Annotated in this window: 19 protein-coding genes; 7 read left to right on the forward strand and 12 right to left on the reverse strand. The window is 70.3% G+C overall.

All coding sequences use genetic code 11. The annotated features are described in order from the left end of the window. Positions 1–27: 27 nt before the first annotated feature. From OG386_RS17245 to OG386_RS17275, 7 genes are all read right to left on the reverse strand, one after another. Positions 28–1,080, reverse strand: a complete 1,053-nt coding sequence (locus OG386_RS17245) for an ABC transporter ATP-binding protein (protein WP_328788891.1) — start codon at positions 1,078–1,080, stop codon at positions 28–30. Then, entirely contained in the window at positions 1,073–2,164 is a 1,092-nt protein-coding gene (locus OG386_RS17250) for an ABC transporter ATP-binding protein (RefSeq protein ID WP_405788612.1), read from the reverse strand. The genes OG386_RS17245 and OG386_RS17250 overlap by 8 nt, the downstream gene beginning before the upstream one ends. Positions 2,165–2,173: 9 nt before the next feature. Then, complete coding sequence (locus OG386_RS17255) at positions 2,174–3,097, reverse strand: ABC transporter permease (protein WP_328788893.1); 924 nt, start codon at positions 3,095–3,097, stop codon at positions 2,174–2,176. A gap of 23 nt (positions 3,098–3,120) precedes the next feature. Continuing rightward, positions 3,121–4,014: an ABC transporter permease gene (locus OG386_RS17260; RefSeq protein WP_405788610.1), complete on the reverse strand. Its 894-nt coding sequence runs from the start codon at positions 4,012–4,014 to the stop codon at positions 3,121–3,123. Between the two features lie 231 nt (positions 4,015–4,245). Further along, the gene (locus tag OG386_RS17265; RefSeq protein WP_328788895.1) at positions 4,246–5,895 is read right to left on the reverse strand and encodes a peptide ABC transporter substrate-binding protein; all 1,650 of its coding nucleotides are present in this window, start codon (positions 5,893–5,895) and stop codon (positions 4,246–4,248) included. Between the two features lie 471 nt (positions 5,896–6,366). Next, the gene (typA, locus tag OG386_RS17270; RefSeq protein ID WP_328788896.1) at positions 6,367–8,271 is read right to left on the reverse strand and encodes a translational GTPase TypA; all 1,905 of its coding nucleotides are present in this window, start codon (positions 8,269–8,271) and stop codon (positions 6,367–6,369) included. Positions 8,272–8,606: 335 nt separating this feature from the next. Next, a complete protein-coding gene (locus tag OG386_RS17275; protein ID WP_328788897.1) occupies positions 8,607–10,928 on the reverse strand; it encodes an ABC transporter family substrate-binding protein in 2,322 nt (773 codons plus the stop codon). A 346-nt stretch (positions 10,929–11,274) separates the two neighbouring features. Here OG386_RS17275 and OG386_RS17280 point away from each other — a divergent pair, with 346 nt between their 5' ends. The 7 genes from OG386_RS17280 to OG386_RS17310 all read left to right on the forward strand — a co-directional run bounded on the left by OG386_RS17280 (position 11,275) and on the right by OG386_RS17310 (position 18,864). After that, positions 11,275–11,499, forward strand: a complete 225-nt coding sequence (locus OG386_RS17280; RefSeq protein ID WP_327383450.1) for a hypothetical protein — start codon at positions 11,275–11,277, stop codon at positions 11,497–11,499. A gap of 102 nt (positions 11,500–11,601) precedes the next feature. Then, entirely contained in the window at positions 11,602–12,426 is an 825-nt protein-coding gene (locus OG386_RS17285) for a hypothetical protein (RefSeq protein WP_328788898.1), read from the forward strand. A gap of 1 nt (position 12,427) precedes the next feature. Beyond that, entirely contained in the window at positions 12,428–14,326 is a 1,899-nt protein-coding gene (locus OG386_RS17290; protein ID WP_328788899.1) for a fumarate reductase/succinate dehydrogenase flavoprotein subunit, read from the forward strand. After that, positions 14,323–15,093 (forward strand): succinate dehydrogenase/fumarate reductase iron-sulfur subunit, encoded by a 771-nt coding sequence (locus tag OG386_RS17295; protein WP_328788900.1) that lies wholly within the window; start codon positions 14,323–14,325, stop codon positions 15,091–15,093. The genes OG386_RS17290 and OG386_RS17295 overlap by 4 nt, the downstream gene beginning before the upstream one ends. 59 nt (positions 15,094–15,152) lie before the next feature. Then, complete coding sequence (locus OG386_RS17300) at positions 15,153–17,324, forward strand: TPM domain-containing protein (RefSeq protein WP_443053175.1); 2,172 nt, start codon at positions 15,153–15,155, stop codon at positions 17,322–17,324. A gap of 38 nt (positions 17,325–17,362) precedes the next feature. After that, the gene (locus OG386_RS17305; protein ID WP_328788901.1) at positions 17,363–18,082 is read left to right on the forward strand and encodes a PspA/IM30 family protein; all 720 of its coding nucleotides are present in this window, start codon (positions 17,363–17,365) and stop codon (positions 18,080–18,082) included. Between the two features lie 233 nt (positions 18,083–18,315). Then, a complete protein-coding gene (locus tag OG386_RS17310) occupies positions 18,316–18,864 on the forward strand; it encodes a DUF1062 domain-containing protein (protein ID WP_328788902.1) in 549 nt (182 codons plus the stop codon). 59 nt (positions 18,865–18,923) lie between these two features. Here OG386_RS17310 and OG386_RS17315 read toward each other — a convergent pair whose 3' ends face one another. The 5 genes from OG386_RS17315 to OG386_RS17335 form a co-directional block, all read right to left on the reverse strand. Beyond that, a complete protein-coding gene (locus tag OG386_RS17315; protein WP_328788903.1) occupies positions 18,924–20,153 on the reverse strand; it encodes a hypothetical protein in 1,230 nt (409 codons plus the stop codon). A gap of 61 nt (positions 20,154–20,214) precedes the next feature. Continuing rightward, positions 20,215–22,824, reverse strand: a complete 2,610-nt coding sequence (locus OG386_RS17320) for a SpoIIE family protein phosphatase (protein WP_384830533.1) — start codon at positions 22,822–22,824, stop codon at positions 20,215–20,217. A gap of 209 nt (positions 22,825–23,033) precedes the next feature. After that, positions 23,034–23,462, reverse strand: a complete 429-nt coding sequence (locus OG386_RS17325; protein ID WP_266604541.1) for an ATP-binding protein — start codon at positions 23,460–23,462, stop codon at positions 23,034–23,036. 153 nt (positions 23,463–23,615) lie between these two features. Further along, positions 23,616–24,026: a (deoxy)nucleoside triphosphate pyrophosphohydrolase gene (locus OG386_RS17330; RefSeq protein ID WP_189732830.1), complete on the reverse strand. Its 411-nt coding sequence runs from the start codon at positions 24,024–24,026 to the stop codon at positions 23,616–23,618. Positions 24,027–24,065: 39 nt separating this feature from the next. Continuing rightward, entirely contained in the window at positions 24,066–24,251 is a 186-nt protein-coding gene (locus OG386_RS17335) for an SPOR domain-containing protein (RefSeq protein WP_030012541.1), read from the reverse strand. Positions 24,252–24,362: the final 111 nt, after the last annotated feature.

Here is a 24,362-nt window from a genome sequence, read left to right on the forward strand (position 1 = left end):
ACCAGCCGTTCGCGGGCAACGCGTCGGTCAGACGGCCAGGATGGCCTTCTCCTCGGCGAAGTGGCACGCGGACTCGTGCGCGGCCAGGGTGTTCACGCCCTTGAAGCGCTCCGGGATCGCCAGCAGCGGCTCCTCGGTGGAGCACTTGTCCTGGGCCTTCCAGCAGCGGGTGCGGAAGCGGCAGCCCGACGGCGGGTTGGCCGGGGACGGGACGTCACCGGTGAGGATGATCCGCTCGCGGCCCTCGCGCGCGTCCGGGTCCGGGACCGGGACGGCGGAGAGCAGCGCCTGGGTGTACGGGTGGGTCGGGTGCTCGTAGATCTCGGCGTCGGAGCCGATCTCGGCCATCTTGCCCAGGTACATGACGCCCACGCGGTCCGAGATGTGCCGGACGATCGAGAGGTCGTGCGCGATGAAGAGGTAGGAGAGGTTGAACTCGTCCTGCAGCTTCTCCATCAGGTTGATGACCTGGGCCTGCACCGACACGTCGAGCGCGGAGACCGGCTCGTCGCAGATGATGATCTCCGGCTGCAGGGCGAGGCCGCGGGCGATGCCGATGCGCTGGCGCTGGCCGCCGGAGAACTGGTGCGGGTACCGGTTGATGTACTCCGGGTTCAGACCGACGACGTCCAGGAGCTCCTGGACCTTCTGCCGGCGCGAGCCCTTGGGAGCCACCTCGGGGTGGATCTCGTAGGGCTCCCCGATGATGTCGCCGACCGTCATGCGCGGGTTCAGCGACGTGTACGGGTCCTGGAAGACCATCTGGATGTTGCGGCGCACGGCCTTCAGGGCACGGCCGGACAGCTTGCTGATGTCCTGGCCCTTGTAGAAGACCTCGCCGGCGGTCGCCCGCTCCAGGTTCATCAGGAGCTTGGCGACCGTGGACTTGCCACAGCCGGACTCGCCGACGATGCCGAGGGTCTCGCCCTGGTAGAGGTCGAAGGAGACCCCGTCGACCGCCTTGACCGCGCCGACCTGCGTCTTGAACAGGATTCCCTGGGTCAGCGGGAAGTGCTTGACCAGGTTACGGACCTGGAGGATCGGCTCGCGCTCGGTGGCGTTCTTGGTGAGCTCAGCCATGGATCTGGTCCTTCCAGAAGTGGCACGCGCTGCCGCGGCCGGGCAGTTCGGTGCCGTCCTGCTCGGTGACCGGGTGCAGCACCGGGATCTCGGTGCGGCAGATGTCCTGCGCCTTGGGGCAGCGGGGGCTGAAGGCGCAACCCGTCGGGATGCGGAGCAGGTTGGGCGGCAGACCCTTGATCGCGTAGAGCTCCTGGCCCTTCTGGTCCAGGCGCGGGATCGAGTCCAGCAGGCCGCGGGTGTACGGGTGGGACGGGCGCTTGTAGATCTCGTGGACCGGGGCGGTCTCGACGATCCGGCCCGCGTACATGACCGCGATCTTGTCCGCGACGTCGGCGACGACGCCGAGGTCGTGGGTGATCAGGATCAGGCCCATGTTCATCTCGCGCTGGAGTTCCGCGAGCAGGTCCATGACCTGTGCCTGGACCGTCACGTCGAGGGCCGTGGTCGGCTCGTCCGCGATGATCAGGTCGGGCTCCAGGGCCAGCGCCATGGCGATCATGATGCGCTGGCGCATGCCGCCGGAGAACTGGTGCGGGTAGTCACCCACGCGCGCCTTGGCGGCGGGGATCTTCACGCGGTCCATGAGCTCGATGGCCTTGAGCTTCGAGTCCTTCTTGGACATGCCCCGGTGGACCCGGAACATCTCGCCGAGCTGGTCGCCCACCGAGTAGACCGGGTTCAGGGAGGACAGCGCGTCCTGGAAGATCATCGCCATCTTGTCGCCGCGGAGCTTGCGGCGCTCCTCGTCGGACATCTTGAGGATGTCCTTGCCGTGGAAGCGCACCTCGCCGCCGGCGACCCGTCCGGGCGGGCTGTCGAGGATGCCCATGATCGCCTGAGCGGTGACGGACTTGCCGGAGCCGGACTCGCCGAGCACGGCGAGGGTCTCGCCGGCGCTCACGCTGTAGCTCACGCCGTTGACGGCCTTGGCGACCCCGTCACGGGTCTTGAACTCGACCTGGAGGTTCTCCACCTCCAGCAGCGGCACGGCGGATCCGCCGCCCGTCTCCGCAACGCTGAGAATCTCCGACGTGGTCACGCCGCCACCTTCGTCCTGCTTGCTGATGTTGTCTCGGGGCATCGGGCGGCCCTACCGGAGCTTCGGGTCGAGTGCGTCACGCAGGCCGTCGCCGACGAAGGCGAAGCCGAGCACGGTGACGACGACGAAGAGGCTGGGGAAGTACCACAGGTAGTCATTGACACCGATGAAGCCCTGGCCTGCCGCGAGCATGTTGCCCCACTCGGGGACGTCGACGGGGACGCCGGCGCCGAGGAAGGAGAGCGCCGCGACGCCGACGATCGTGGTGCCGACGTTGAAGGTCGCGTAGACGAGCACGGCGGTCAGCGAGTTGGGCAGGATGTGCGTGCGGACGACGCGCCAGCCGCTGGCGCCCAGCGCCTTGGCCGCGTGGACGTAGTCCATCTCGCGCACGGACAGGATCGAGCTGCGCAGGAGCCTGGCCACGGTGGCCCACGAGAAGATCGCGAGCGAGATGATCACCGGGGTGATGCCACGGCCGGTGACCAGGATGATGACGATGGCACCGATCATCAGCGGGAACGCGAGGAAGACGTCCGCGACGCGCATGACGAGGGTGTCGGCGAAGCCGGGGAAGTAGCCGGCGATGGCACCGAGGATGACACCGATCAGCACCGCGAAGAAGATCGAGGCGAGGCCGACGAACATGGCCACGCGGGTACCGGCTATGAGGCGCGAGAACATGTCGCGGCCCAGGGCGTCGGTACCCATCCAGTGGGTGCCGTTGGGCGACGCGAGGGTGTTCTCCAGGTCCTGCGCGCCGGGGTCGAACGGGGCGAGCATGTTCCCGAAGATGGCGGTCAGGAACAGCAGGGTGATGATCACGAGGCCGACGACGGCCAGCTTGTTCTGAACGAAGCGGTGGCGGATCTCGCCCCACTGGGTCAGTTGCTTGGGTGCGGGTTCGGCCTTGGCCGAAGCGGACGACACGGGGTTCTCGTCCCCGATCGCCGGGCTCGTTGCGAGCTCAGACATGAGGAAATCCTCCTTGGGGGCGGTCAGCTGAGGCGGATACGCGGGTCGAGGGCCGCGTACAGCAGGTCCACGATGAGGCTGAGGACGACGAAGATGGCGACGCTGTACGTCACGACGCCGACCACGATCGGGTTGTTCTGCTGCTGAATCGCCTGAACCAGTGCCAGACCGACACCGTCCCAGTTGAAGATCGCCTCAGTGATGAGCGCACCACCGAGGAGTCCGCCGAACGAGATGCCCAGGTAGGTGACCACGGGGATGGACGAGTTGCGGAGGACGTGCTTGAACAGCACGCGCCGGCGCGGAAGTCCCTTGGCCACGGCCGTCTTCACGTAGTCCGCACGCAGCACCTCGAGCATCGTGCCGCGGGTGAGGCGGGCCACGAAGGCGATGTCGGTGATGGCGAGGGTCACCGCGGGAAGGATCATGCCGTCGAGCTGATCACCGCTCATCGGGGGGAACCAGCCGAGTTCGACGGCAAAGTACTTCTTGAGCAGCATGCCGATGACGAAGGTTGGGAAACCGACCGCCATGGTCGTAAAGAATGTCGTGGTCATGTCCAGCATGCTGTATCTGTAGAGCGCGGAGATGATGCCCACGCCCATACCGAACGCCGTGACGAGAACGATGGCCAGCAGGGCCAGCTTCGCGGTGTTCTGCAGCTTCGGGCCGAGGATTTCGGAAACCTCGCGCCGCTGGATGAAGTCCTCACCGAGGTCTCCGGTCGCGACCTTCGCGACATAGTTCACGTACTGCTCGGGCAGCGACTTGTCGAGCCCGTAACGCTCCTTGAGTTCCGCGACCACTGCAGGGTCACGTGCCTTGTCGCTGCCCGCGATCGAACCCACGGGATCACCGGGGAGAACAAACAGACACGCGAACAGAACCATGGTCGCGCCGATGAGGACTATGACCATCTGCCCGAGGCGACGGGCGACGTACCTTCCCATGTTTGTGCCTCTCTACCTGGCCGCTTCTGGGAGCAGCGGCCTCCGGCCCAAGGAACGGGCCGGCTCTCGGCCTGCGGGGATTGCCCGCGGATGTGAGGGGTGCCGAAGTAAAAACGGCCTGCCGAGCGGGGCCGCGGCCCACCGGTCACCCGGGGGCCGCGGCACGTTCGCTCCTGACGGATATACCGTCCGAACCGATTACTTCTTGAGCGAGATCTTCTCGAGGATCGGGTCCTCGTTGAAGTTGATGTCGTCCAGACCGTTGAACTTGTCCGTCGCCATCAGGCGGAACTGGGAACGGTTGAAGGTCGGGATGAGGGCCATGTCGTCCATGGCCATCTTCTCGGCCTGCTTGTACATCGCGATGCGAGCGGCCTCGTCCTTGGTGGCGCGGGCCGTGTCGATCAGCTTGTCGAACTCGGGGTTGTTGTAACGGACGCGGTTGTCACCGGTCACGTTGCCCTCGGCGTCCTTGGACATCGAGGTCGAGTGCAGCAGCGGGAACAGGAAGTTCTCCGGGGTCGGGTAGTCCGCGCCCCACGCGAAGCGGTAGATGCCGGTGGCGCCGCCGCCCTGCTGCTCCTTGAGCATGCCCGGGAAGTCCTTGCCGTCCAGCTTGACCTTGACGCCGAGGACGTCCTCGAGCTGCTTCGCGATGGCCTGGACCCACTCTTCGTGGCCCGCACCGGTGTTGAAGCTGAACTTGATCTCGGTACCCGGCTTCAGGCCGCCCTTCTCGGCGTGCTCCTTGGCCTTGGCGACGTCCTGCTTGATGCAGGAGACGCACAGGTCCTTCTGGAACGCCTTCGGGAACGACGGCGGGACGATGGTGGTCGACGGGGTCTGGAAGCCCTGGAAGACACCCTTGGCGATGGCCTGACGGTCGATCGCGTAGGAGATCGCCAGACGGGCGTCCTTGTTGTTCGTCGGACCGTTGTCACCGATCGGCAGAACGAAGTTCATGCCGCTGGTGTCCTTGGCGAACCACTTGTTCTGCGGCTTGTACTTCGCCTCGGCCGTCTTCAGCATCGGCGTCGGGATGTGCGCGTAGTCGAAGGTGCCGGCCTGGAAGCCGTCGTACTCGAGCTGCTGCGCGGTCTTGTCGTTGAGGAGGGTGACCTGGACCTTGCCCAGGGACGCCTTCTCCAGCCCGTAGGTGTCGTTACGGACGAGGTTGATCGCCTTGTTGTGCTCCCACGTGCCGTCCATCTTGAACGGACCGTTACCGATGGGGGCCTCGCCGAACGCCTTGTCCTCTTCGCCGACCTTGGCGACCTTCGGGACCGGGCTGTAGGCGTTGTGCGCCGTCTTCAGGACGAACTCGCAGTCCGCCTTGGACAGGTCCACCTTGATGGTGGTCGGGTCCGGGGTGGTGACACCGGAGAAGGTCTTGGCGGAGCCGTCCTGCAGCTCGGCGTAACCCTTGATGCCGGCGAAGTGGTACGCCACGTCGGACGCGGCGGCCTTGTGCGCGGCACGGGCCCAACCACGGGCGAACGACTCGGCGTCGACGGCCTCGCCGTTGGAGAACTTGGTGTCCGGCTTGATCTTGAAGGTCCAGGACGTGCAGCTGTCGTCCGACGTCGCCGACTCGGCGAGCGCGGGCTCGGCCATGCCGTCCGGCGTGTTGCCGTACAGGCCGGTGAACAGGGCGTTGGCCAGCAGGACGCCGGTGGACTCGTGGGCACGCCCCGGGTCGATGGTGTCCGGCTCCGTGCTACCGAGCCGGAACACGCCACCGTCGGCGCTGCCCTTGTCCTTGTCACCGTCACCGCCGCCACAGGCGGTAGCGGCCAGGGCGACGACAACCGCGCCCACGACCCACTTGGCGCTCTTGGCACCGCGCATGGGTTTCCTCCTCATGAGTCCACTGATCGACTTGAGGGGCAAAAAAACCTCGCCGACACCCCTGACGGCGAGCATTTCCGTGCCCATAGTGTGCTCGTGAGTCGGCGCGATCCCCACATCGCGTGACCCATTGACCCGAGCTCAATGGAGCCATCCTCAGGGACGGTCAGGCCGTAAACCACACTTAAGTGGTCTCGTTTTCACAACATCGATCCGCGTCAGAAACCCGAAATCCGGACAAACGGATAGGAGACAGACACGTGCGAAACGGACGGTTAGCTCATCTTCCGGAGTGTCACGGTCGGTATGCGGACACCTGAACGCAAAAATCCGATTGACAAAAGCGAACAGCCCCTCCCTTCACGGACTCCGTGAAGGGAGGGGCTGTTGCACTACCAGGGCCCTACGGCCGGCTGCGCCCGCCGTGGCCGCGGCCCGAGCAAACGCGGGCGAACGGCCGTACGGCTGTTGCTACTTGGCGGACTTGGCGCGCGACGCGGTGCGCGAGCGGTCCTTCTGGTCCAGGACGACCTTGCGGATGCGGACGGCCTCCGGGGTCACCTCGACGCACTCGTCGTCGCGGCAGAACTCCAGGGACTGCTCCAGGGAGAGCTTGCGCGGCGGCACCACGTTCTCGGTGTTGTCCGCGGAAGCCGCACGCATGTTGGTGAGCTTCTTCTCCTTGGTGATGTTCACGTCCATGTCGTCGGAGCGCGAGTTCTCGCCGACGATCATGCCCTCGTACACCTCGGTGCCGGGCTCGGTGAACAGGACGCCGCGCTCCTGCAGGTTGATCATCGCGAACGGCGTCACGGAGCCGGCGCGGTCGGCGACCAGGGAGCCGTTGTTACGGGTCACCAGCGGGCCGAACCACGGCTCGTGGCCCTCGTGGATCGAGTGGGCGATACCGGTACCGCGGGTGTTCGTCAGGAACTCCGTACGGAAACCGATGAGACCGCGCGACGGGACGACGAACTCCATGCGGACCCAGCCGGAACCGTGGTTCGACATGTTGTCCATGCGGCCCTTGCGGACGCCCATGAGCTGCGTGACCGCACCCATGTGCTCCTCGGGGACGTCGACCGTCATGCGCTCGACGGGCTCGTGCACCTTGCCGTCGATCTCCTGCGTGACGACCTGCGGCTTGCCGATGGTCAGCTCGAAGCCCTCGCGGCGCATCTGCTCGACCAGGATGGCGAGCGCGAGCTCACCACGGCCCTGGACCTCCCAGGCGTCGGGACGCTCGGTCTCCAGGACGCGGAGCGAGACGTTACCGATCAGCTCGCGGTCCAGACGGTCCTTGACCTGGCGCGCGGTGACCTTGCGGTCCTTGACCGCGGACTTGGCGTCCGCGCCCTTGCCGCTGCCGCCGCGGCCGACCATCGGGGAGGTGTTCGTACCGATGGTCATGGAGATCGCCGGCTCGTCGACCGAGATCAGCGGGAGCGCGATCGGGTTCTCCGGGTCGGCCAGGGTCTCACCGATCATGATGTCGGGGATACCGGCGACCGCGCAGATGTCACCCGGGCCCGCCACCTCGGCCGGCTTGCGGGTGAGCGCCTCGGTCATCATCAGCTCGGTGATGCGGACGTTCGACTGGGTGCCGTCACGCTTGATCCAGGTGACGGTCTGGCCCTTGCGCAGCTCGCCCTGCTCGACGCGCAGGAGCGCGATGCGGCCGAGGAAGTTGTCGGCGTCCAGGTTGGTGACGTGGGCCTGCAGCGGGGCCTCGTCGTCGTACACCGGGGCGGGGACGTGCTCCAGGATGGTGGAGAAGAACGGCTCCAGGCTGTCGCTGTCCGCGGGGACGGTGCCGTCCTCCGGCTTGGTCAGCGAGGCGACGCCGTCACGGCCGCAGGCGTAGACGATCGGGAACTCGATCTGCTCCTCGGTGGCGTCCAGGTCCAGGAACAGGTCGTAGGTGTCGTTGACGACCTCGTCGATCCGGGAGTCCGGGCGGTCCGTCTTGTTGATGCAGAGGATGACCGGCATGTTCGCCTGCAGGGCCTTGCGCAGGACGAAGCGGGTCTGGGGCAGCGGACCCTCGGAGGCGTCCACCAGCAGGACGACGGCGTCCACCATCGACAGACCGCGCTCGACCTCACCACCGAAGTCGGCGTGGCCGGGGGTGTCGATGATGTTGATCGTGATCGGGGCCCCGCCGTCCTTGGGGTGATACTTCACCGCCGTGTTCTTGGCGAGGATCGTGATGCCCTTCTCACGCTCCAGGTCGTTCGAGTCCATCATGCGGTCGTCGAGGTGCTGGTGGGCGGCGAAGGCACCGGCCTGCTTGAGCATGGCATCGACGATGGTCGTCTTGCCATGGTCGACGTGGGCGACGATGGCGACGTTACGGATGTCGTGGCGCGTGGGCACTTCGGCGCTTCTCCCGGGATCGTGGATGGCGTCGCGTACGGTCCGGCACGCGCGCCTCGGCCGGGCGAAAACCTGCCACGGCCTTACCCCATGGTACGTCGCGTGGCGGGAACCGCCTGCCGGGGGGTCTGTCAAGAGGCCGGATGTATGAGTGCGGCCGAGTGCTGCGTGGGGTGCCTCGACCGCCGTTCCTGCTGGTAAGCACACGGGTCAACGGGTACGCACGACCTTGCCCGCCGGGGGATCCGGCGGGCAAGGGACTTGAGTCACATCTGAGCTTGTGACCCTGCGGTCAACCAGACAGGCACCGCTTTGTCACCACTTCTTCGCCCCCGCTACTTCTTCTTGTCCTTCGCGGTCAGCGCCTTCTTCCAGCCGATGTCCTGGTAGCGGGGAGCGCCGAGGCCGAAGGCGCCGGCGTTGGCGAGGCCCGGCTTGACCGCCACCAGCTCCGGGCGCTGGAAGAGGGGGATGGAGCCGGCCGCGGCCCAGATCCGGGCGTCCGCCTTGCGCATCAGCTCACGGGACTGCTCCTCGTCCAGTTCGCCGACCGCCTGGTCGAAGAGCTGGTCGATGTGGTCGGTGCCGACCCGTGTGTAGTTCTGTTCGACGAGGAGCGAGCCGTCCGCGGCCGGCTCCGGCTTGGCGAAGATGGGCCGGGCGTCGGTGGCCGGGTAGGCCGTGGCGGGCCAGGAGTACAGGGCCAGGTCGTACTGGCCGGAGGCGATGTGGTCCTTGAAGAAGCTGGCGTCGGCCACCTTGATCGTCTCGGTGTTCACGCCGACCTTGCGGAGCATCCCGGCGATCCGCTCGCCGACCGTGCGCAGGGACTCCGAGCCGGGGCCCGCCGGGAGGACGAAGCGCAGGCTGAGCGCCTTGCCGTCCTTGGCGAGCATGTTGCCGGAGGTGCGGACGGGCTGCTTGGCGGGGGCCGGGGCCGGGGAGGCCTTGGCGGGGTCGGCCCCCTCGCCGTCGCGGACCGGGGCCCCCTTGCCGTCGTCCTCGGCGTCCTGCGCCCGGGCGGCGCGGGCGATCAGGGCCGCCTGGGCGAGCAGGGACGCCCGCTGCTGGGCCCCGAAGGGGGCGGGGGCGAGCACCGGGGACGGCTCGCCCTGGTCCTGCGCCGGGACGGTGTCGGTCTTCGGGCGGTCGGCGGTCGCCGACCGCGGCTCGCCGTTGGCCCCGTCGTCCTGGCCCACGATGTAGAGCCCGTCGTTTCCGGTGCCCGGACCCGACGGGGTCTTCGAGTCGTCCTGCGGCGCGCTCTCCGGGCCGGCCTTGGCGGCGGGCTCGGTGATCTTGCCGTTCTTGCGCCAGCCCGCGTCCGCGAACAGGGCCTGGGCCGCGCGGGTGTCCAGGCCGCCGAGCGCGTCGCTGTTGTCGGCGTACGCCCGCTGCCCGGCCAGGGCCAGGTGGCTGCCGACCGGCTTCGCGGGCAGCCCGAGCGGCTTCAGCACGACCTCGGCCAGCGCCTGGCGGTCCAGGGCCCGGGCCACCGCCCGGCGCACCCGCTCGTCCGCCAGCGGGCCGGAGGCCCCGTTCATCGCGAGCTGGGTGTAGGCCGGCTCCAGGGACTTCCGCACGGTGAAGGCCTTCAGCGCCGTCTGCTCGGCCGCGTACTGCTTGACCGAGGCGAGGTGCTTCTGGCGGCTCTCCGTCTCCGCCGCCGCCTTCTCCTCGTCCGCCCCGAAAGCGGTCGCCCAGGACAACGTGGCCTGCGCCGGCGTCAGCGCGGCCTCCGGGCCGTGGGCCGGGGCGCCGCCCGCGCCCGGGCCGTTCTTGGCGGCCGCGTCCCGGCGGGCCAGTGCGATCCGGTCGGCCGCGGCCCGATCGATCTCCGCCAGATCGAGCTTCCCGGCGGCCAGCGCCGCCGGGCGCTCGGCCCGCGGGACCGCCGTCAGGATCAGCGTGTCCAGCTTGGCCGGACGGCCCCACCAGCGCGCGTTGCGGGTCAGGGCGGCGGTCCCGGTCTTCTTGTCGATCGCGCCCAGCCCGAAGGGTCCGGCGGTGATCTTCAGGGCGCCGCGGGCGCCCTCGTTGAAGGCCTCCGGGGTGCCGGTGACCTGCTTGGGGTAGAGAGGGGTGAAGAGGGCGCGCCAGTCGGCGTACGGCTTGTTGAAGGTGACCCTGACCTCCAGGTCGGTCTTGCCCTTCTCGATCTTCTCGATCCGGTCGTAGCCGGCGTTGCGCGCCGTCCAGTACGCCGAGTCCTTGCCGTTCAGGGCACGCCACTGGGCCACGAAGTCGGCGGCGCCGATCTCGCGCCCGTCGCTCCACACCGCCTTCTGGTTCAGCTTGTACTGGACGACCTGCTTCGGCTCCCGCTCGATGACCCCGGCCTTCTCCAGGTAGTCCGGGTTGACCACCGGCCGCCCCTTGGCGTCCAGCACGAAGAGCTGCGGCAACACGGCGCCGGCGATCCTGTTGGTGGTGGCGTCCGCGTCGGCCTGGAAGGTGTTGAGGGTGTCCGGGAGCGCGTCGACCGCCCAGCGCAGCACACCCCCGTCCGCGACCCTGTCGCGGGTGGTCGTGGCGATGTCCTGTTCTGCGGCGGCCTGACCGCCCTCGTCGTCACCCGCGCCGCAGCCCGTGAGCAGCGGCAGTGCGAGGACTCCCGAGGTCAGGAGCGCCAAGGACCTGCGCCTTCTCTGGGACATGGGTGGTACCTCCGGGGCGGGGCGTGGGGGAAGCATGATCACGTTCGGCGGTATATGGAGCTGATCACACCGGTTGCCGGAACCCACTGAAATAGACGGTCCGCCGCACCCCTCGCAGCCGCCTCTCGCCACGCCGCGAACCCCACCCGTGCGGACCAATCCCGCTTGCGCCGCAGGAGGCGTTCCCCCGGGAGAGGGATGAGAATGGGGGGCAGGGAGGGGCGCACGGTTCACGCCTGCGCGCCCGCAATCGCTGCACGTCCCTTCACAACGGGGGACGTGAAGCGCGACACTCGCAGGCGCACATGAGCGTTGCCACCGCACCTGGCGGAAGTGAGGGCAAATCATGTCCCTGCAAGACGATCTGAGTGCCGTACGGCGCAACCTGGACGAGCTGACGCGCAAGGTCGAGCGGCTGGAGCAGCAGGCCGCCCGGCAGAAGCCGTCGACGACGGCGGCCGGTCCGGACCCGTCCCAGATGGTGACGGTCCCGGACACCCCCTACGACAGCTCCCTGTGGACGGACTCCGACGACGAGGGCCTGGGCGCCCGCGACCGTCGCGCCCCCTGAGGCAGCCCGTCACGGGCCCGCATCCACCCGCGCCCCGTCCGGTCCGGCCGTCCGCGGCCGGGCCGCCCGGGGCACCCCTCATCACTCCTCCCGGAGTCTTCTTTGGCCACAGGCACGGAACGACCCCAGCAGCGGCCCGGCGGCGTCCATGACGCCTCACGGGCCGCGATCGCGGCCCGGCACCTGCGGACCGACCGGTGGTGGCTGGCCCCCGCCGGCACCGCGGCCGGGCTGTTCGCCTTCATCGTCTACTCGACCTGGCGGGCCTTCGCGAACGCCGACTACTACGCGGCCCCGTACGTCTCCCCCTTCTACTCCCCGTGTCTCGCGGAGAACTGCGTCCCGATGAAGGGCGGGCCCAACTGGGAGGTCTTCGGCAGCTGGTGGGGCCTCTCCCCCGCCCTGCTGATCCTGATCTTCCCGCTCGGCTTCCGGCTGACCTGCTACTACTACCGCAAGGCCTACTACCGGGGCTTCTGGGCCTCGCCGCCCGCCTGCGCGGTCGCCGAACCGCACGCGAGGTACACCGGCGAGTCCCGCTTCCCGCTGATCCTCCAGAACGCGCACCGGTACTTCTTCTACGCGGCGGTCCCGGTCGCGGGCATCCTCACGTACGACACGGTGCTGACCTTCCGCGACGAGCACTACGACTGGGGCCACATGGGCCTCGGGACCCTGCTGTTCCTGGTCAACATCACGCTGATCTGGGCCTACACCCTGTCCTGCCACTCCTGCCGCCACATCATGGGCGGCCGGCTCAAGCACTTCTCGAAGCACCCGGTGCGCTACCGGCTCTGGGGCTGGATCAGCCGGCTCAACGCCCGCCACATGCAACTGGCGTGGGCCTCCCTGATCAGCGTGGCCCTCTGCGACTTCTACGTGTACCTGCTGGCCAGCGGCGCCTTCACCGACCCGAGGATCTTCTGAGATGGCTCAAGTGGAACGGCAGCAGTGGGACGTGGTCGTGGTCGGCGCCGGGGGCGCCGGGCTGCGGGCCGCGATCGAGGCCCGCGAGCGCGGCGCCCGTACCGCCGTGATCTGCAAGTCCCTCTTCGGCAAGGCCCATACGGTGATGGCGGAGGGCGGGATCGCCGCCTCCATGGGCAACGTCAACGAGCACGACAACTGGCAGGTGCACTTCCGCGACACCATGCGCGGGGGAAAGTTCCTCAACCAGTGGCGGATGGCGGAACTCCACGCGAAGGAGGCCCCCGACCGGGTCTGGGAGCTGGAGACCTGGGGGGCGCTCTTCGACCGGACGCCCGACGGGAAGATCTCCCAGCGCAACTTCGGCGGGCACGAGTACCCGCGCCTCGCGCACGTCGGCGACCGCACCGGCCTGGAGCTGATCCGCACGCTCCAGCAGAAGATCGTCGCGCTCCAGCAGGAGGACTTCAAGGAGTACGGGGACTACGAGGCCCGTCTCAAGGTCTTCCAGGAGTGCACGGTCACCAGGGTCCTGAAGGAGGGGCCGAGGGTTTCGGGCGCCTTCTGCTACGAGCGCGAGTCCGGCCGCTTCTTCGTGCTGGAGGCCCCGGCGGTCGTCCTCGCCACGGGCGGGATCGGCAAGTCCTTCAAGACCACCTCCAACTCCTGGGAGTACACGGGCGACGGCCACGCGCTGGCCCTGCTCGCGGGTGCGCCCCTGCTCAACATGGAGTTCGTGCAGTTCCACCCGACCGGCATGGTCTGGCCGCCGTCGGTCAAGGGCATCCTCGTCACCGAGTCCGTGCGCGGTGACGGCGGGGTGCTGCGCAACTCCGAGGGCAAGCGGTTCATGTTCGACTACGTCCCCGACGTCTTCAAGGAGAAGTACGCCGAGTCGGAGGCGGAGGGCGACCGCTGGTACGAGGACCCGGACCACAACCGGCGCCCGCCCGAACTGCTGCCGCGCGACGAGGTGGCGCGGGCGATCAACTCCGAGGTGAAGGCGGGCCGCGGCTCACCGCACGGCGGGGTCTTCCTCGACGTGTCCACCCGGATGCCGGCCGAGCGGATCAAGCGGCGGCTCCCGTCGATGTACCACCAGTTCAAGGAGCTGGCGGACGTGGACATCACGGCGGAGCCGATGGAGGTGGGTCCGACCTGCCACTACGTGATGGGCGGGATCGCGGTCGACTCGGAGTCCGCCGCCACCGTCGGGGTGCCGGGGCTGTTCGCGGCGGGTGAGGTCGCGGGCGGGATGCACGGCTCGAACCGGCTCGGCGGCAACTCCCTCTCCGACCTGCTGGTCTTCGGACGGCGGGCCGGGCTGCACGCGGCGCAGTACGCCGCCGCCGCCGGACGCCCGGCGGTCGCCCAGGCGGAGATCGACGCGGCGGCGACGGAGGCGCTGGCCCCCTTCCACGCCGCCGAGGGCGCGGAGAACCCGTACACGCTCCACCAGGAACTGCAGACGACGATGAACGACCTCGTCGGCATCATCCGGCGCGCGGGCGAGATGGCCGAGGCGCTGGAGAGGCTCGCGACCCTGCGCGTACGGGCCTCCCGGGCCGGTGTCGAGGGACACCGGCAGTTCAACCCCGGCTGGCACCTCGCCCTGGACCTGCGGAACATGCTGCTGGTCAGCGAGTGCGTGGCCCGCGCGGCCCTGGAGCGCACCGAAAGCCGGGGCGGGCACACCCGCGAGGACTGCCCGTCGATGGAGCGCAGCTGGCGGCCGGTGAACCTGCTGTGCCGGCCGGTCGACCCGGTGCCGGCGGATCCGGCGGCCGACCGGATCGCCCTGGTCCGCACGCTCACCGAGCCCATCCGCCCCGACCTGCTCGCGCTCTTCGAGAAGGAAGAGCTGGTCAAGTACCTCGCCGAAGAGGAGCTGTACGAATGAGTACGTACGACGCGAGCTTCCGGATCTGGCGGGGCGACGCGGAGGGCGGGGAACTGCGGGACTTCACCGTCGAGGTGCACGACGGTGAGGTGGTGCTGGACATCGTCCACCGGCTCCAGGCCACCCAGGCCTCGGACCTGGCGGTGCGCTGGAACTGCAAGGCGGGCAAGTGCGGCTCGTGCAGTGCGGAGGTCAACGGCCGGCCGCGGCTGATGTGCATGACGCGCATGTCCACCTTCGAGCGGTCCGAGACGATCACCGTCACGCCGCTGCGCGCCTTCCCGATCGTCCGGGACCTGGTCACGGACGTGTCCTTCAACTACGCCAAGGCGCGGGAGGTCCCGGCCTTCGTGCCGCCGGAAGGGGTGGCCCCGGGCGCGTACCGGATGCAGCAGATCGACGTGGAGCGCTCGCAGGAGTTCCGCAAGTGCATCGAGTGCTTCCTGTGCCAGGACACCTGCCACGTGGTGCGCGACCACGAGGAGAACAAGGGCGCCTTCGCCGGTCCGCGCTTCCTGATGCGGGTGGCGGAGCTGGACATGCACCCGCTGGACGCGGCGGAGGAGGCGGGCCTGGACCGCAAGCGCACCGCGCAGGAGGAGCACGGGCTCGGATACTGCAACATCACCAAGTGCTGTACGGAGGTCTGCCCGGAGGGCATCAAGATCACCGACAATGCGCTGATCCCGCTGAAGGAGCGGGCGGTGGACCGCAAGTACGACCCGCTGGTGTGGCTGGGGAACAAGATCGGCCGCCGACAGGGCTGACGGCCGGGCCCGGGCCCCGTCGGAAGGGCCCGGGCCGGCGGCCGCCGGTACGACTCCGCATGCGAGGCCGGGAAACCCCCCATAACCTCCCAATTGTGATTCCGCCGAGAAGCAGGCCGCGCCGCAGGACGTTCGCACGGGCCGGGCTCGCCCTGGCGGCCGGGCTGCTCGCGGTCAGCGGCTGGGGCGCGGCCGGGGCGACGCCCGCGCGGGCCGAGGATCCCGTCACCCTGTCCCAGCAGGGTCAGATCACCGACCTCGTGGGGGCCCTGGGCGACCGGCAGGGCGCCGTCACCGCCGCGCTCGACGAACTGTACGCCGACCGGAAGATCCAGCTCTTCGTCGTCTACGTACGGGACTTCTCCGGGCGCTCCGCCCAGAGCTGGGCCGACGCCACCGCGCAGCGCAACGGCCTCGGCCAGAACGACGTCCTGCTGGCCGTGGCGACCGGGGCCCGCCAGTACGCCTATTCGGCCGATGTCGACTCCGGTTTCACCGAGCAGCAGCTGGCCACCGTCGCGCAGACCGCCATCGAGCCCGCCCTGAAGCAGAACGACTGGGCGGGCGCCGCCATCGGCGCGGCCAACGGCTACAACGCCGTCCTCGGTGGTCAGCCGGTCCCGGTGCCCACCATCACCCCCGGCCCGGCGGACCCCGGCGGCAAGGGGAGCGGCGAGAGCGGGGCCGGGGACTTCGTGCTCCCGGTGGTCGCCGTCGGCGCGGCCGGGGCGCTCGCGGCGTACGCGTACACCCGCCGCAAGCGCAAGTACGCGGCCGGGGGCGGGCGCGGTACGACGACCGGGCCGGGCTGGCCCGAAGGGGCGCCGGACCGGCTCCCGCTGCCGGAGCTGGACGCCACGGCCAAGACCCTGCTGGTGGACACCGACGACGCGGTCCGCACCAGCACCGAGGAGCTCGGTTTCGCGTCGGCCCAGTTCGGCGAGGAGGCGGCCCGTCCCTTCGTCGCGGCCTTGGCGTACGCCAAGGACGAGCTGACGCAGGCCTTCCGGCTGCGCCAGCAGCTCGACGACGCCTACCCGGAGGACGATGCGACCCGGCGCCGGATGCTGGACGAGATCGTCGCCCGGTGCACCGAGGCGAACCGGCGGCTGGACGCCGAGTCGGCGGACTTCGACCGGCTGCGGGACCTGGAGAAGAACGCCCCGCAGGCCCTGGCGTCCGTGGAGGAGCGCTACCTGGAGCTGACCGGCCGCACCACCACCGCCGAGGCGACGCTGACCGCGCTGGCCCGGCGGTACGCGGACTCGGCGTCCGCGCCCGTCGCCTCCAACGCCGAACAGGCCAAGGACCGGCTGCTGTTCGCGGCGACCAACCTGGGCCTGGCCCACGCGGCCGTCGACGCCGCCGACAACGGCACGGCGGCCGTGCACGTACGGTCCGCCGAGGGTGCGGTGGACCAGGCGGCGACCTTGATGGACGCGGTCGAGCGGCGGGCGCAGGAACTGGCGGAGGCGGCCGGGAAGCTGCCGGGCGCGCAGACCGAGACGGACACCGACCTCGCGGACGCCCGTGGGCTGCTCACCGGCACCGCGGAGGGCACCTCGACGGCGGACCTGCGCGGGCGGATCGGCCGGGCGGAGGCCGTACTGGCCGACGTACGGCGCGAGGAGGCGGCCGGCCGGTACGACCCCATCGACGCCCTGCGCCGGGTCGAGGAGGCCGACGCGGCCCTCGACGAGGCACTGGCCGGGGCGCGGGAACGGGAGTCGGGGCGGCAGCGGGCGGTGGCCCTGCTCGACCAGGCCCTGCTGGCGGCGCGCAGCTCGATCGGTGCGGCGACGGACTACATCACCACCACCCGGGGCGCAGTGGGCAGCCGGGCCCGCACCCGGCTGGCGGAAGCGGGCCGGCACCTGGAACGGGCGGTGTCGGTGGCGGCGGCCGACCCGGCGGGGGCGCTGGCCGAGGCCCAGCGGGCGGACGGACTGGCGCGGGAGGCGCAGCAGCTGGCGGAGCAGGACGTACGGGCGTACCAGGACCCGTACGCGGGCCGGCGACCCGGCGGCGGCCAGGGCGGCGCCGTACTGGGCGGGATCATCCTCGGCGAGATCCTGCGGGGCGGCCGGGGCGGCGGAGGCGGTTTCGGGGGCTTCGGCGGCGGGGGCGGGGGCTTCGGGGGCGGTTTCGGCGGCGGCGGGGGCGGCAGCGGTCCCGGCTCCTTCGGCGGCGGCGGAACGCGCGGCCGCATGGGCGGCGGCGGCCGCTTCTGAACGGCACACACATCGGCCCTGACCAGGAGAGACCCACCATGAGCAAGCAGACCATCCTCGGCCGCGTCACCCAGCTCGCCAAAGCGAACATCAACGCGCTGCTGGACCAGGCGGAGGACCCGCAGAAGATGCTGGACCAGCTGATCCGCGACTACTCGAACAACATCTCGGAGGCGGAGCAGGCGGTCGCGACGACGATCGGCAACCTGCGGATGCTGGAGGCGGACCACAAGGAGGACGTGGAGGCGGCCGCCGAGTGGGGCGGCAAGGCTCTGGCGGCGAGCAAGAAGGCGGACGAGCTGCGGGCGTCGGGGGCGACGGCGGACGCCGACACGTTCGACAACCTCGCGAAGGTGGCGCTGGGCCGGCAGATCCAGTCCGAGAAGGAGGCGACCGTGGCGGAGCCGACGATCGCGGCCCAGACGGAGGTCGTCGACAAGCTCAAGTCGGGCCTGGACGCGATGCGGAACAAGCTGACGGAGCTCCAGGCGAAGCGAGACGAACTGGTGGCCCGGGCGAAGACGGCCCAGGCGCAGAACACGATGCTGGACGCGGTGAAGAACATCGACGTCATGGACCCGACGAGCGATTTGGCGCGCTTCGAGGACAAGGTGCGGCGGGAGGAGGCGAGGGCGCTGGGCAGGCAGGAGCTCGCCGCGTCCTCCCTGGACGCCCAGTTCGAAGCCCTGGACGACCTGGGCAAGACCTCGGAGATCGAGGCCCGGCTCGCCGCCCTCAAATCCCGCAAGGCCGCCTAGAAGAGACGGGCCCGTCGCACACCACGTGCGACGGGCCCGTCCGCACGGGGCGCCACAAAACCAGTGGAGCCGCCCCGCCGTGCGTCGTTACCGTGCTGCCGAACAAGTCGTCTAGGCAAGGACGTTCCGTTGTACACCCTGTGAGACCCCCCGAGTGCTGATTCGTCGCGCGTCGCACATGTGCGCCGCGCTCCTTTCTGCTGCGGTCTTCTCACTGGAACCGGTGTACTTCTGTGCTCAATACCTGGGTGGTCGCTCCCACCTGCCTGCCGCTCGTTCTCCGCCGATGCCACACGTGCGCGTCCGAGCGCTTCCGGGCGAACGGCAAATTCCGCGTCAACGCCAACCACAAGCTCCTCGACGCCTGGCTCCTCGTGCTCTGCACCGCTTGCGGGGACACGGCGAAGCTCACGGTCCTGGAGCGGGTGCACGTGCGCTCCGTACGACCCGAGCTGCTGGACCGACTGCACGACAACGACCCGGGCCTGGCAGCCGAACTGCTCCAGGATCCGGTCGTGCGGCGCCGCAATCACATCGCCCTCGACTGGGACGGCGCCTGGCGCCTCGACACCGGCGGATCGGATCACCTGGACCGCGAGGTGATCGACGTCTCGGTCCGCTTCGCAGCACGGATCCCGGTCCGGCCCGTGCGATTGATCTCTGAGGGGTGCGGTCTTTCACGGGCCGAGGTCGAGAGACTGATCACGGACGGGAAGCTCGTCTCGGCGGTCCGGCTGGGCGGCAAGCTCTCCGGGGACTTCACCTTCACGCTCAAGCGCTGACCCCTCCCCGGGGGCCCGGGGCCGGTCCGGCGGGATCCGCCGGACCGGCCCTGGGTCGCCTACGTCGGCTGGAGCCGGAACCCCTCGGCCCGCTCCGCCGCGGCGGCCCGCACGTCCGGATCCTCCATCGGGTCGTCACGCAGTGCGACCACCTGTTGCCGCACCCCGGCGTCGGCGCGCACGGCGGCGACGGCCAGCAGTCGGGTCCGTGCCTCGCAGTCCCGCAGGCACTCGCCGTACAGGTCCTGTGCCCCGCCCGGGTCGATGGCCGCGATCGCTTCCAGGTAGTCGGCCCGCTCGTAGGTGTGGGGCGTCCGCTTCACGAGGCGGCGCAACCGCGGCACCGCGGCGGCTGCGAGGGGCCCGAGGTGGGCCAGGCGCCGGGCGGTGTCGTCGGGGCCGCACCACTCGCCGGACTCCTCCTGGTGGGCGAGCTCCCCGAGCAGCGCCGGCAGGTCCTCGGGGCCGGGGTGGGCGGCCAGTACCTCCTCGCCCAGCCGAGCCAGCCATTCCCGTCCGTCCCGGGCCCAGTCGCGGGCGGCGGGGACGGCCAGCGCTCCGAGCCTGCGGACGGCCGGACGGACCGGGGGCAGCGGCCGCGTGCCGTCGGCGGTGCCGAGCAGCGGCACGAGCGGGATCAGTCCGGGCTGCGGGCCGCGGGGGACGAGCGCGCGCAGCGCGTCCACCAGGTCGTCCTTGGTCGTACCGGGCGCGGCGATCAGTGCGAGCAGCTGGTCCGTGTCGAGGCGGTCGCGACCGGTGTCCGCCCTCACGGCGCGCAGGGCCTGTGGGTCCCGCTCGATCCCGAAGAGGTCCCACGGTTCGCTGGCCCAGGGCCGGTCCGCCTCGCCGACGGTCCGTTTCCGCGCCACGTCACCGAGGTCCTCCCACCAGGCCCGGGGCCATGCCCCGGCGATCGACTCCACGACATGAACCCAGTGTTCACCGTCCCGGACGTAGCTCCGCAGCCCTTCCCGGGCCTCGGCGGATCCCGCCAGGGCGAGGAGTTCCAGTACGGAGGCCGCCCGCCACATGGCCTCTTCGTCCTCGGCCAGCTGACCGAGGAGCGGACCGAGCGGCAGCTCGAGGTCGCGGACCAGCCGGGCGTGGTACAGGGCGCGTTGGTCGCACTGGCTGTCCCAGCGCTGTTCCTTGCGGATGCAGTCGTACACGAACGGAGCCGCTGCGGCGGGGTCCTGGAGGGCGCGGACGTGGCCGAGGCCGCGCCCTCGTTGCAGGAGCCCCTGGAGGGAGTCGGACGGCGCGTACGCCGGGAAGTCTGCTGTCATCCCGGGGCACGATGCCGTACGACTCCGCCCGCGACCAACGGATTCCTCCGCGGGCCGCCCGCTACCCGTACATGCTCAGCAATTGCTCCGCCGACAGTTCGGTGACGGCCTCCGATGCCGAGCCGGGCAGCGGGAGTTCGAACCAGACCGTCTTGCCGCGGTGGGTGCGGCGCGTGCCCCAGCCCGCCGACAGCAGGCCGACCAGCTGGAGGCCGCGGCCGCCCTCGTCGGTGTCGCGGGCGCGCCGGCGGCGGGGCTGGACCAGGTTCGCGTCCCAGACCTCGCAGACCAGCGTGCGGTCCAGCAGCAACCGCAGCCGGATCTCGCCCTCCCCGTACCGCAGGGCGTTGGTGACCAGTTCGCTGACCAGCAGTTCGGTCGTGTCCAGCAGGCCCTCCAGGCCCCAGGCCGGGAGCTTGGCCCGGGCCAGTTCACGGGCCCGGCCCACCGAGCGGGCCTCGCGCGGCAGTTGCCAGTCGCCGACCGCGTCCAGCGGCAGGCCCTGCACCCGTGCCATGAGCAGGGCGATGTCGTCCTCGCCGTGCCGGGTGTCGAGGGTGTTCAGCACGTGGTCACAGACGTCCTCCAGCGGCCGGACCGGATCCGCGAGGGCCGCGCGCAGCCCGCGCAGCCCCTCTTCCAGGGGATGGTCGCGGGACTCCACGAGGCCGTCCGTGTAGAGGGCCAGCAGTGCGCCCTCCGGCAGGTCGACCTCGACCTCCTCGAAGGGTTCGCCGCCCACGCCCAGCGGCATCCCGGGCGGCACCTCCAGGAGCAGTGCGGGCCGCGGGACGCCGGCCTCGTCCGGGGGTTCGACCAGTACGGGCGGCATGTGGCCCGCGTTGGCGATCGTGCAGCGCCGCGTCACCGGGTCGTAGACCGCGTACACGCAGGTGGCCAGGTACACCTCGGAGCGGTCCGCGTCCCGCGAGTGCAGGGCCGCCCGGGAGGCCTGTTGGGAGCCGCCGGGGGCGCCGAGGCCGCGGGCGATCTCGTCGAGCGCGGTCAGTACCTCCGCCGGTTCGAGGTCCAGCAGGGCCAGGGTGCGTACGGCGGTCCGCAGTTCTCCCATGGCCACGGCCGCCCGCAGGCCGCGGCCCATGACGTCGCCGACGACCAGCGCGGTGCGGTGCCCGGGGAGCTCGATGACGTCGAACCAGTCCCCGCCGACCTCGGTGGCCGCGTTGCCGGGCAGGTACCGGCAGGCGATGTCGAGGCCGGCCGCTTCCGGGTCGCCGGGGGGCAGCAGGCTGCGCTGCAGGATCAGCGCCCGCTCGTGCTCGCGCCGGTAGAGGCGGGCGTTGTCGATGCACACGGCGGCCCGTGAGGCCAGTTCCACGGCCACCGCCCGGTCCCGTTCGCCGAAGGGTTCGCTGCCCTTGGTGCGGGAGAACTGGGCGAGCCCGACGACCGTGTCGTGGGCGACCAGCGGCACGACCAGCGTGGACTGGACGAGGTCCTCCGGTCCGCCGCCCTCGAGCAACCGCGGCCGCGCCGTGCGCAGGGCCAGCGCGCCCGGCGACGCGGCCGGGTAGCGGTGGATGTCGCCTACGGAGACCAGTGCGCCGGGTCCCGACAGCGGGGCGTCGGAGACGGCGGAGGAGAAGGCCACCCGGCGCAGGGCGGCCGAGGGCGTGCGGGCCGGGCCCTGGCCGGGCAGGCTGGGCACGCCCGGGCCCTGCGGGCGGGCGGGCCGGTCGTCGTCGCCGAGCAGCAGGCCCTGATAGAGGTCGACGGCGGCCAGGTCGCAGAAGCCGGGGACGGTGACGTCGAGGAGTTCGCGGGCGGTGGTCTCCAAGTCGAGCGAGTTGCCGATGCGGTGCCCGGCCTCGTTGAGGAGGGCCAGGTTGCGCCGGACCCCGGCGGCCTCCCGGGCGGCGAGGTGGCGGCGGGTGACGTCGGTGCCGATCCCGGCGACACCGATGGGGCGGCCGCTGCCGCCGTGGACGCGGTAGAGGTTGATGGACCAGTGGCGGTTCTCCCGACTGCGGGGGGTGGCGCCGGTGATCCGCAGATCGGTGACCGACTCCCCGGTGTCCAGCACCCGGCGCAGGGCTTCGGTCATCCGGTCGGCCTCGTGCGCCGGCAGGTAGTCGTGCACGGTCCGGCCGCGGTGCTCCTCGACGGCGCCCCCGAAGACGGTGGCGAAGCGGCGGTTGGCCCGCTGCACGGTGAGGTCCGTACCGAAGAGCAGGAACCCGAAGGGGGATTGGCCGAATATCGCCTGTGAAGCCGCGAGGTCGGATTCGATCCGGCGCAGCGCGCGTACGTCGACGACGACGCACAGTGCGGCGCGCTCGGCGGTCTCGGTCTGGGTGGGCATCACATAGATCTCGGCCACGCCGTGCGCGCCGTTCCCGCCCGGGATCCGGAAGGGGATCAGGCCCGTCCATTCCTTGCCGTCGAGGATCTCGGCGACCTTGCGGTGCGCGTCGGGACGCAGCTCGGGCGGCATGAAGGCGTCGACCGGGTCGCGTCCCACGACCTGGGAGGCGCCCAGCCCGAACAGTTCCTCGGCGCGCAGGCTCCACTGGTCGATGAGACCGTCGGGTCCGATCGAGAAGGATGCAACCTTTATGTAGTCATATATCGAGCCAGGCGGACTGCTGTGCCACAGGGCGTCGTGCCATGTCTCTCGCGGCACGTCGGTCTGATGTGCCTGCGCAGGTATCTCGCTCACGCGACCGTCCCCTCCAGCTCACCGCAACCGGACCGGCCATGACCGAAGTATTCAGCACCACGGCCCCGGACGGCACGGCGTTCACGATCACAGCACGGTCTCGATGATTTCGAGCCATGTCGCACGATCCCCTCCGAGCACCTCCCCCCGGCTGCCGCCGGGAGGCGTTCCCGAAAGGTCACGCGCCACCGTTCACCTTGTTACTCACCAGGAAGAGCCAATTCGAACCACACAGTCTTGCCCGATTTCCCGTGCCGGGTCCCCCAGCGTTGCGAGGAGACGGCGACGAGGTGCAGGCCACGGCCCCCCTCGTCGTCGTGGTCGGCGACCCGTTCGCGGGGCGGATCCGGAAGCGGATCTGAAACCTCCACGAGCAGCGCGGGGCCGCCCGCGGGGCTGCCGGCGGCTGGATTGCGCCGTTCCAGGCGGACTCCGATGGGCCCGGAGGCGTACCGCAGGGAATTGGTGACGAGCTCGCTGACCAGCAGGACGGTCACATCGCCGACGGCCTCCAGGCCCCAGTCGTGCAAGGTGCCGCGGACGGCGTGGCGGGCGGTGCGGACGGCACCGGGCTCGGCGGGGAAGGCCCACTCGGCGCACTCACCGTCTGTGTCGATCACGCCGATCACTTCCCGGGCCAGCAGCGACCCCAGTCCGGTTCGTCGGGGACGAAAGGAGGACGAGATAGGGATTAATAGCGACATACCCGATATTTGGGGCGTCGTACCACTCGATCCCCGCCCACCGGCGCACTGTGGCGCAGACGGCCTAGACCGCGAGCGTCACGCGCCCCCGCCACCGCCGTGGCGCAGCCTGCGTCCGGCCTCGGCCACCGCGGGCCGGTCCTGGTCCAGCCAGTCCACCGACTCCAGCTCCTCCGGCCCGAGCCAGCGCAGCTCGTCGTGGTCCTCCAGCGGGGCGGGCACTCCGGACAGCAGCCGGGCCGTCCACACGTGCAGGACGAGCCCGGGGCGCAGCGGCCACTCGCCCGGGATCCGCTCCAGCGGCTCGGCCTCCACGCCGAGCTCCTCGCGCAGTTCGCGCACCAGCGCGTCGGGGACGGACTCACCCGGTTCGGCCTTGCCGCCCGGCAGCTCCCAGCGTCCGGCGAGCTCGGGCGGTGCGCTGCGGCGGGCGGCCAGCAGGCGCCCCTCATGACAAAGGGCTCCGCCCACGACCACTCGTACCGTCATGGGCGGAGCCTATGCCAGCGTCGCGGGGCGCTGCGACGCTCAGTTCATCGTGGCGGTCTGACCGATCCGCTCGACCCAGTAGAGCTGCTTGTGTCCTCGGTCTTCGAGGCTGTCGGCGACCTTCTGGGCCTCGGCCCGGGTGGCGTACCGACCCACCCGGTAGCGGTTGCCGTTGTCGTCCTCGCGTATGACCAGCCACGGAAGCAGGGCACCGCTGTCGTTCATTGCGTTTCACCCTCCGCCGACGTACCTGTCCGGGAAACCGCATTGCGCATATGCCCGAGCTTACGCCCGACCTTTACGGAGCGGATACGGTTTTTCACGAAGAGGTACCTC

Origin of the sequence: Streptomyces sp. NBC_00273, assembly GCF_036178145.1 — a bacterium.
GTDB lineage: Bacteria > Actinomycetota > Actinomycetes > Streptomycetales > Streptomycetaceae > Streptomyces.

Bases quoted from the DNA above. Each gene is read 5' to 3' on its own strand.
- OG386_RS17245 (WP_328788891.1), bottom strand. From the start codon at position 1,080: ATGGCTGAGCTCACCAAGAACGCCACCGAGCGCGAGCCGATCCTCCAG.
- OG386_RS17250 (WP_405788612.1), bottom strand. From the start codon at position 2,164: ATGCCCCGAGACAACATCAGCAAGCAGGACGAAGGTGGCGGCGTGACC.
- OG386_RS17255 (WP_328788893.1), bottom strand. From the start codon at position 3,097: ATGTCTGAGCTCGCAACGAGCCCGGCGATCGGGGACGAGAACCCCGTG.
- OG386_RS17260 (WP_405788610.1), bottom strand. From the start codon at position 4,014: ATGGTCATAGTCCTCATCGGCGCGACCATGGTTCTGTTCGCGTGTCTG.
- OG386_RS17265 (WP_328788895.1), bottom strand. From the start codon at position 5,895: ATGCGCGGTGCCAAGAGCGCCAAGTGGGTCGTGGGCGCGGTTGTCGTC.
- OG386_RS17275 (WP_328788897.1), bottom strand. From the start codon at position 10,928: ATGTCCCAGAGAAGGCGCAGGTCCTTGGCGCTCCTGACCTCGGGAGTC.
- OG386_RS17280 (WP_327383450.1), top strand. From the start codon at position 11,275: ATGTCCCTGCAAGACGATCTGAGTGCCGTACGGCGCAACCTGGACGAG.
- OG386_RS17290 (WP_328788899.1), top strand. From the start codon at position 12,428: ATGGCTCAAGTGGAACGGCAGCAGTGGGACGTGGTCGTGGTCGGCGCC.
- OG386_RS17295 (WP_328788900.1), top strand. From the start codon at position 14,323: ATGAGTACGTACGACGCGAGCTTCCGGATCTGGCGGGGCGACGCGGAG.
- OG386_RS17300 (WP_443053175.1), top strand. From the start codon at position 15,153: ATGCGAGGCCGGGAAACCCCCCATAACCTCCCAATTGTGATTCCGCCG.
- OG386_RS17305 (WP_328788901.1), top strand. From the start codon at position 17,363: ATGAGCAAGCAGACCATCCTCGGCCGCGTCACCCAGCTCGCCAAAGCG.
- OG386_RS17315 (WP_328788903.1), bottom strand. From the start codon at position 20,153: ATGACAGCAGACTTCCCGGCGTACGCGCCGTCCGACTCCCTCCAGGGG.
- OG386_RS17330 (WP_189732830.1), bottom strand. From the start codon at position 24,026: ATGACGGTACGAGTGGTCGTGGGCGGAGCCCTTTGTCATGAGGGGCGC.
- OG386_RS17335 (WP_030012541.1), bottom strand. From the start codon at position 24,251: ATGAACGACAGCGGTGCCCTGCTTCCGTGGCTGGTCATACGCGAGGAC.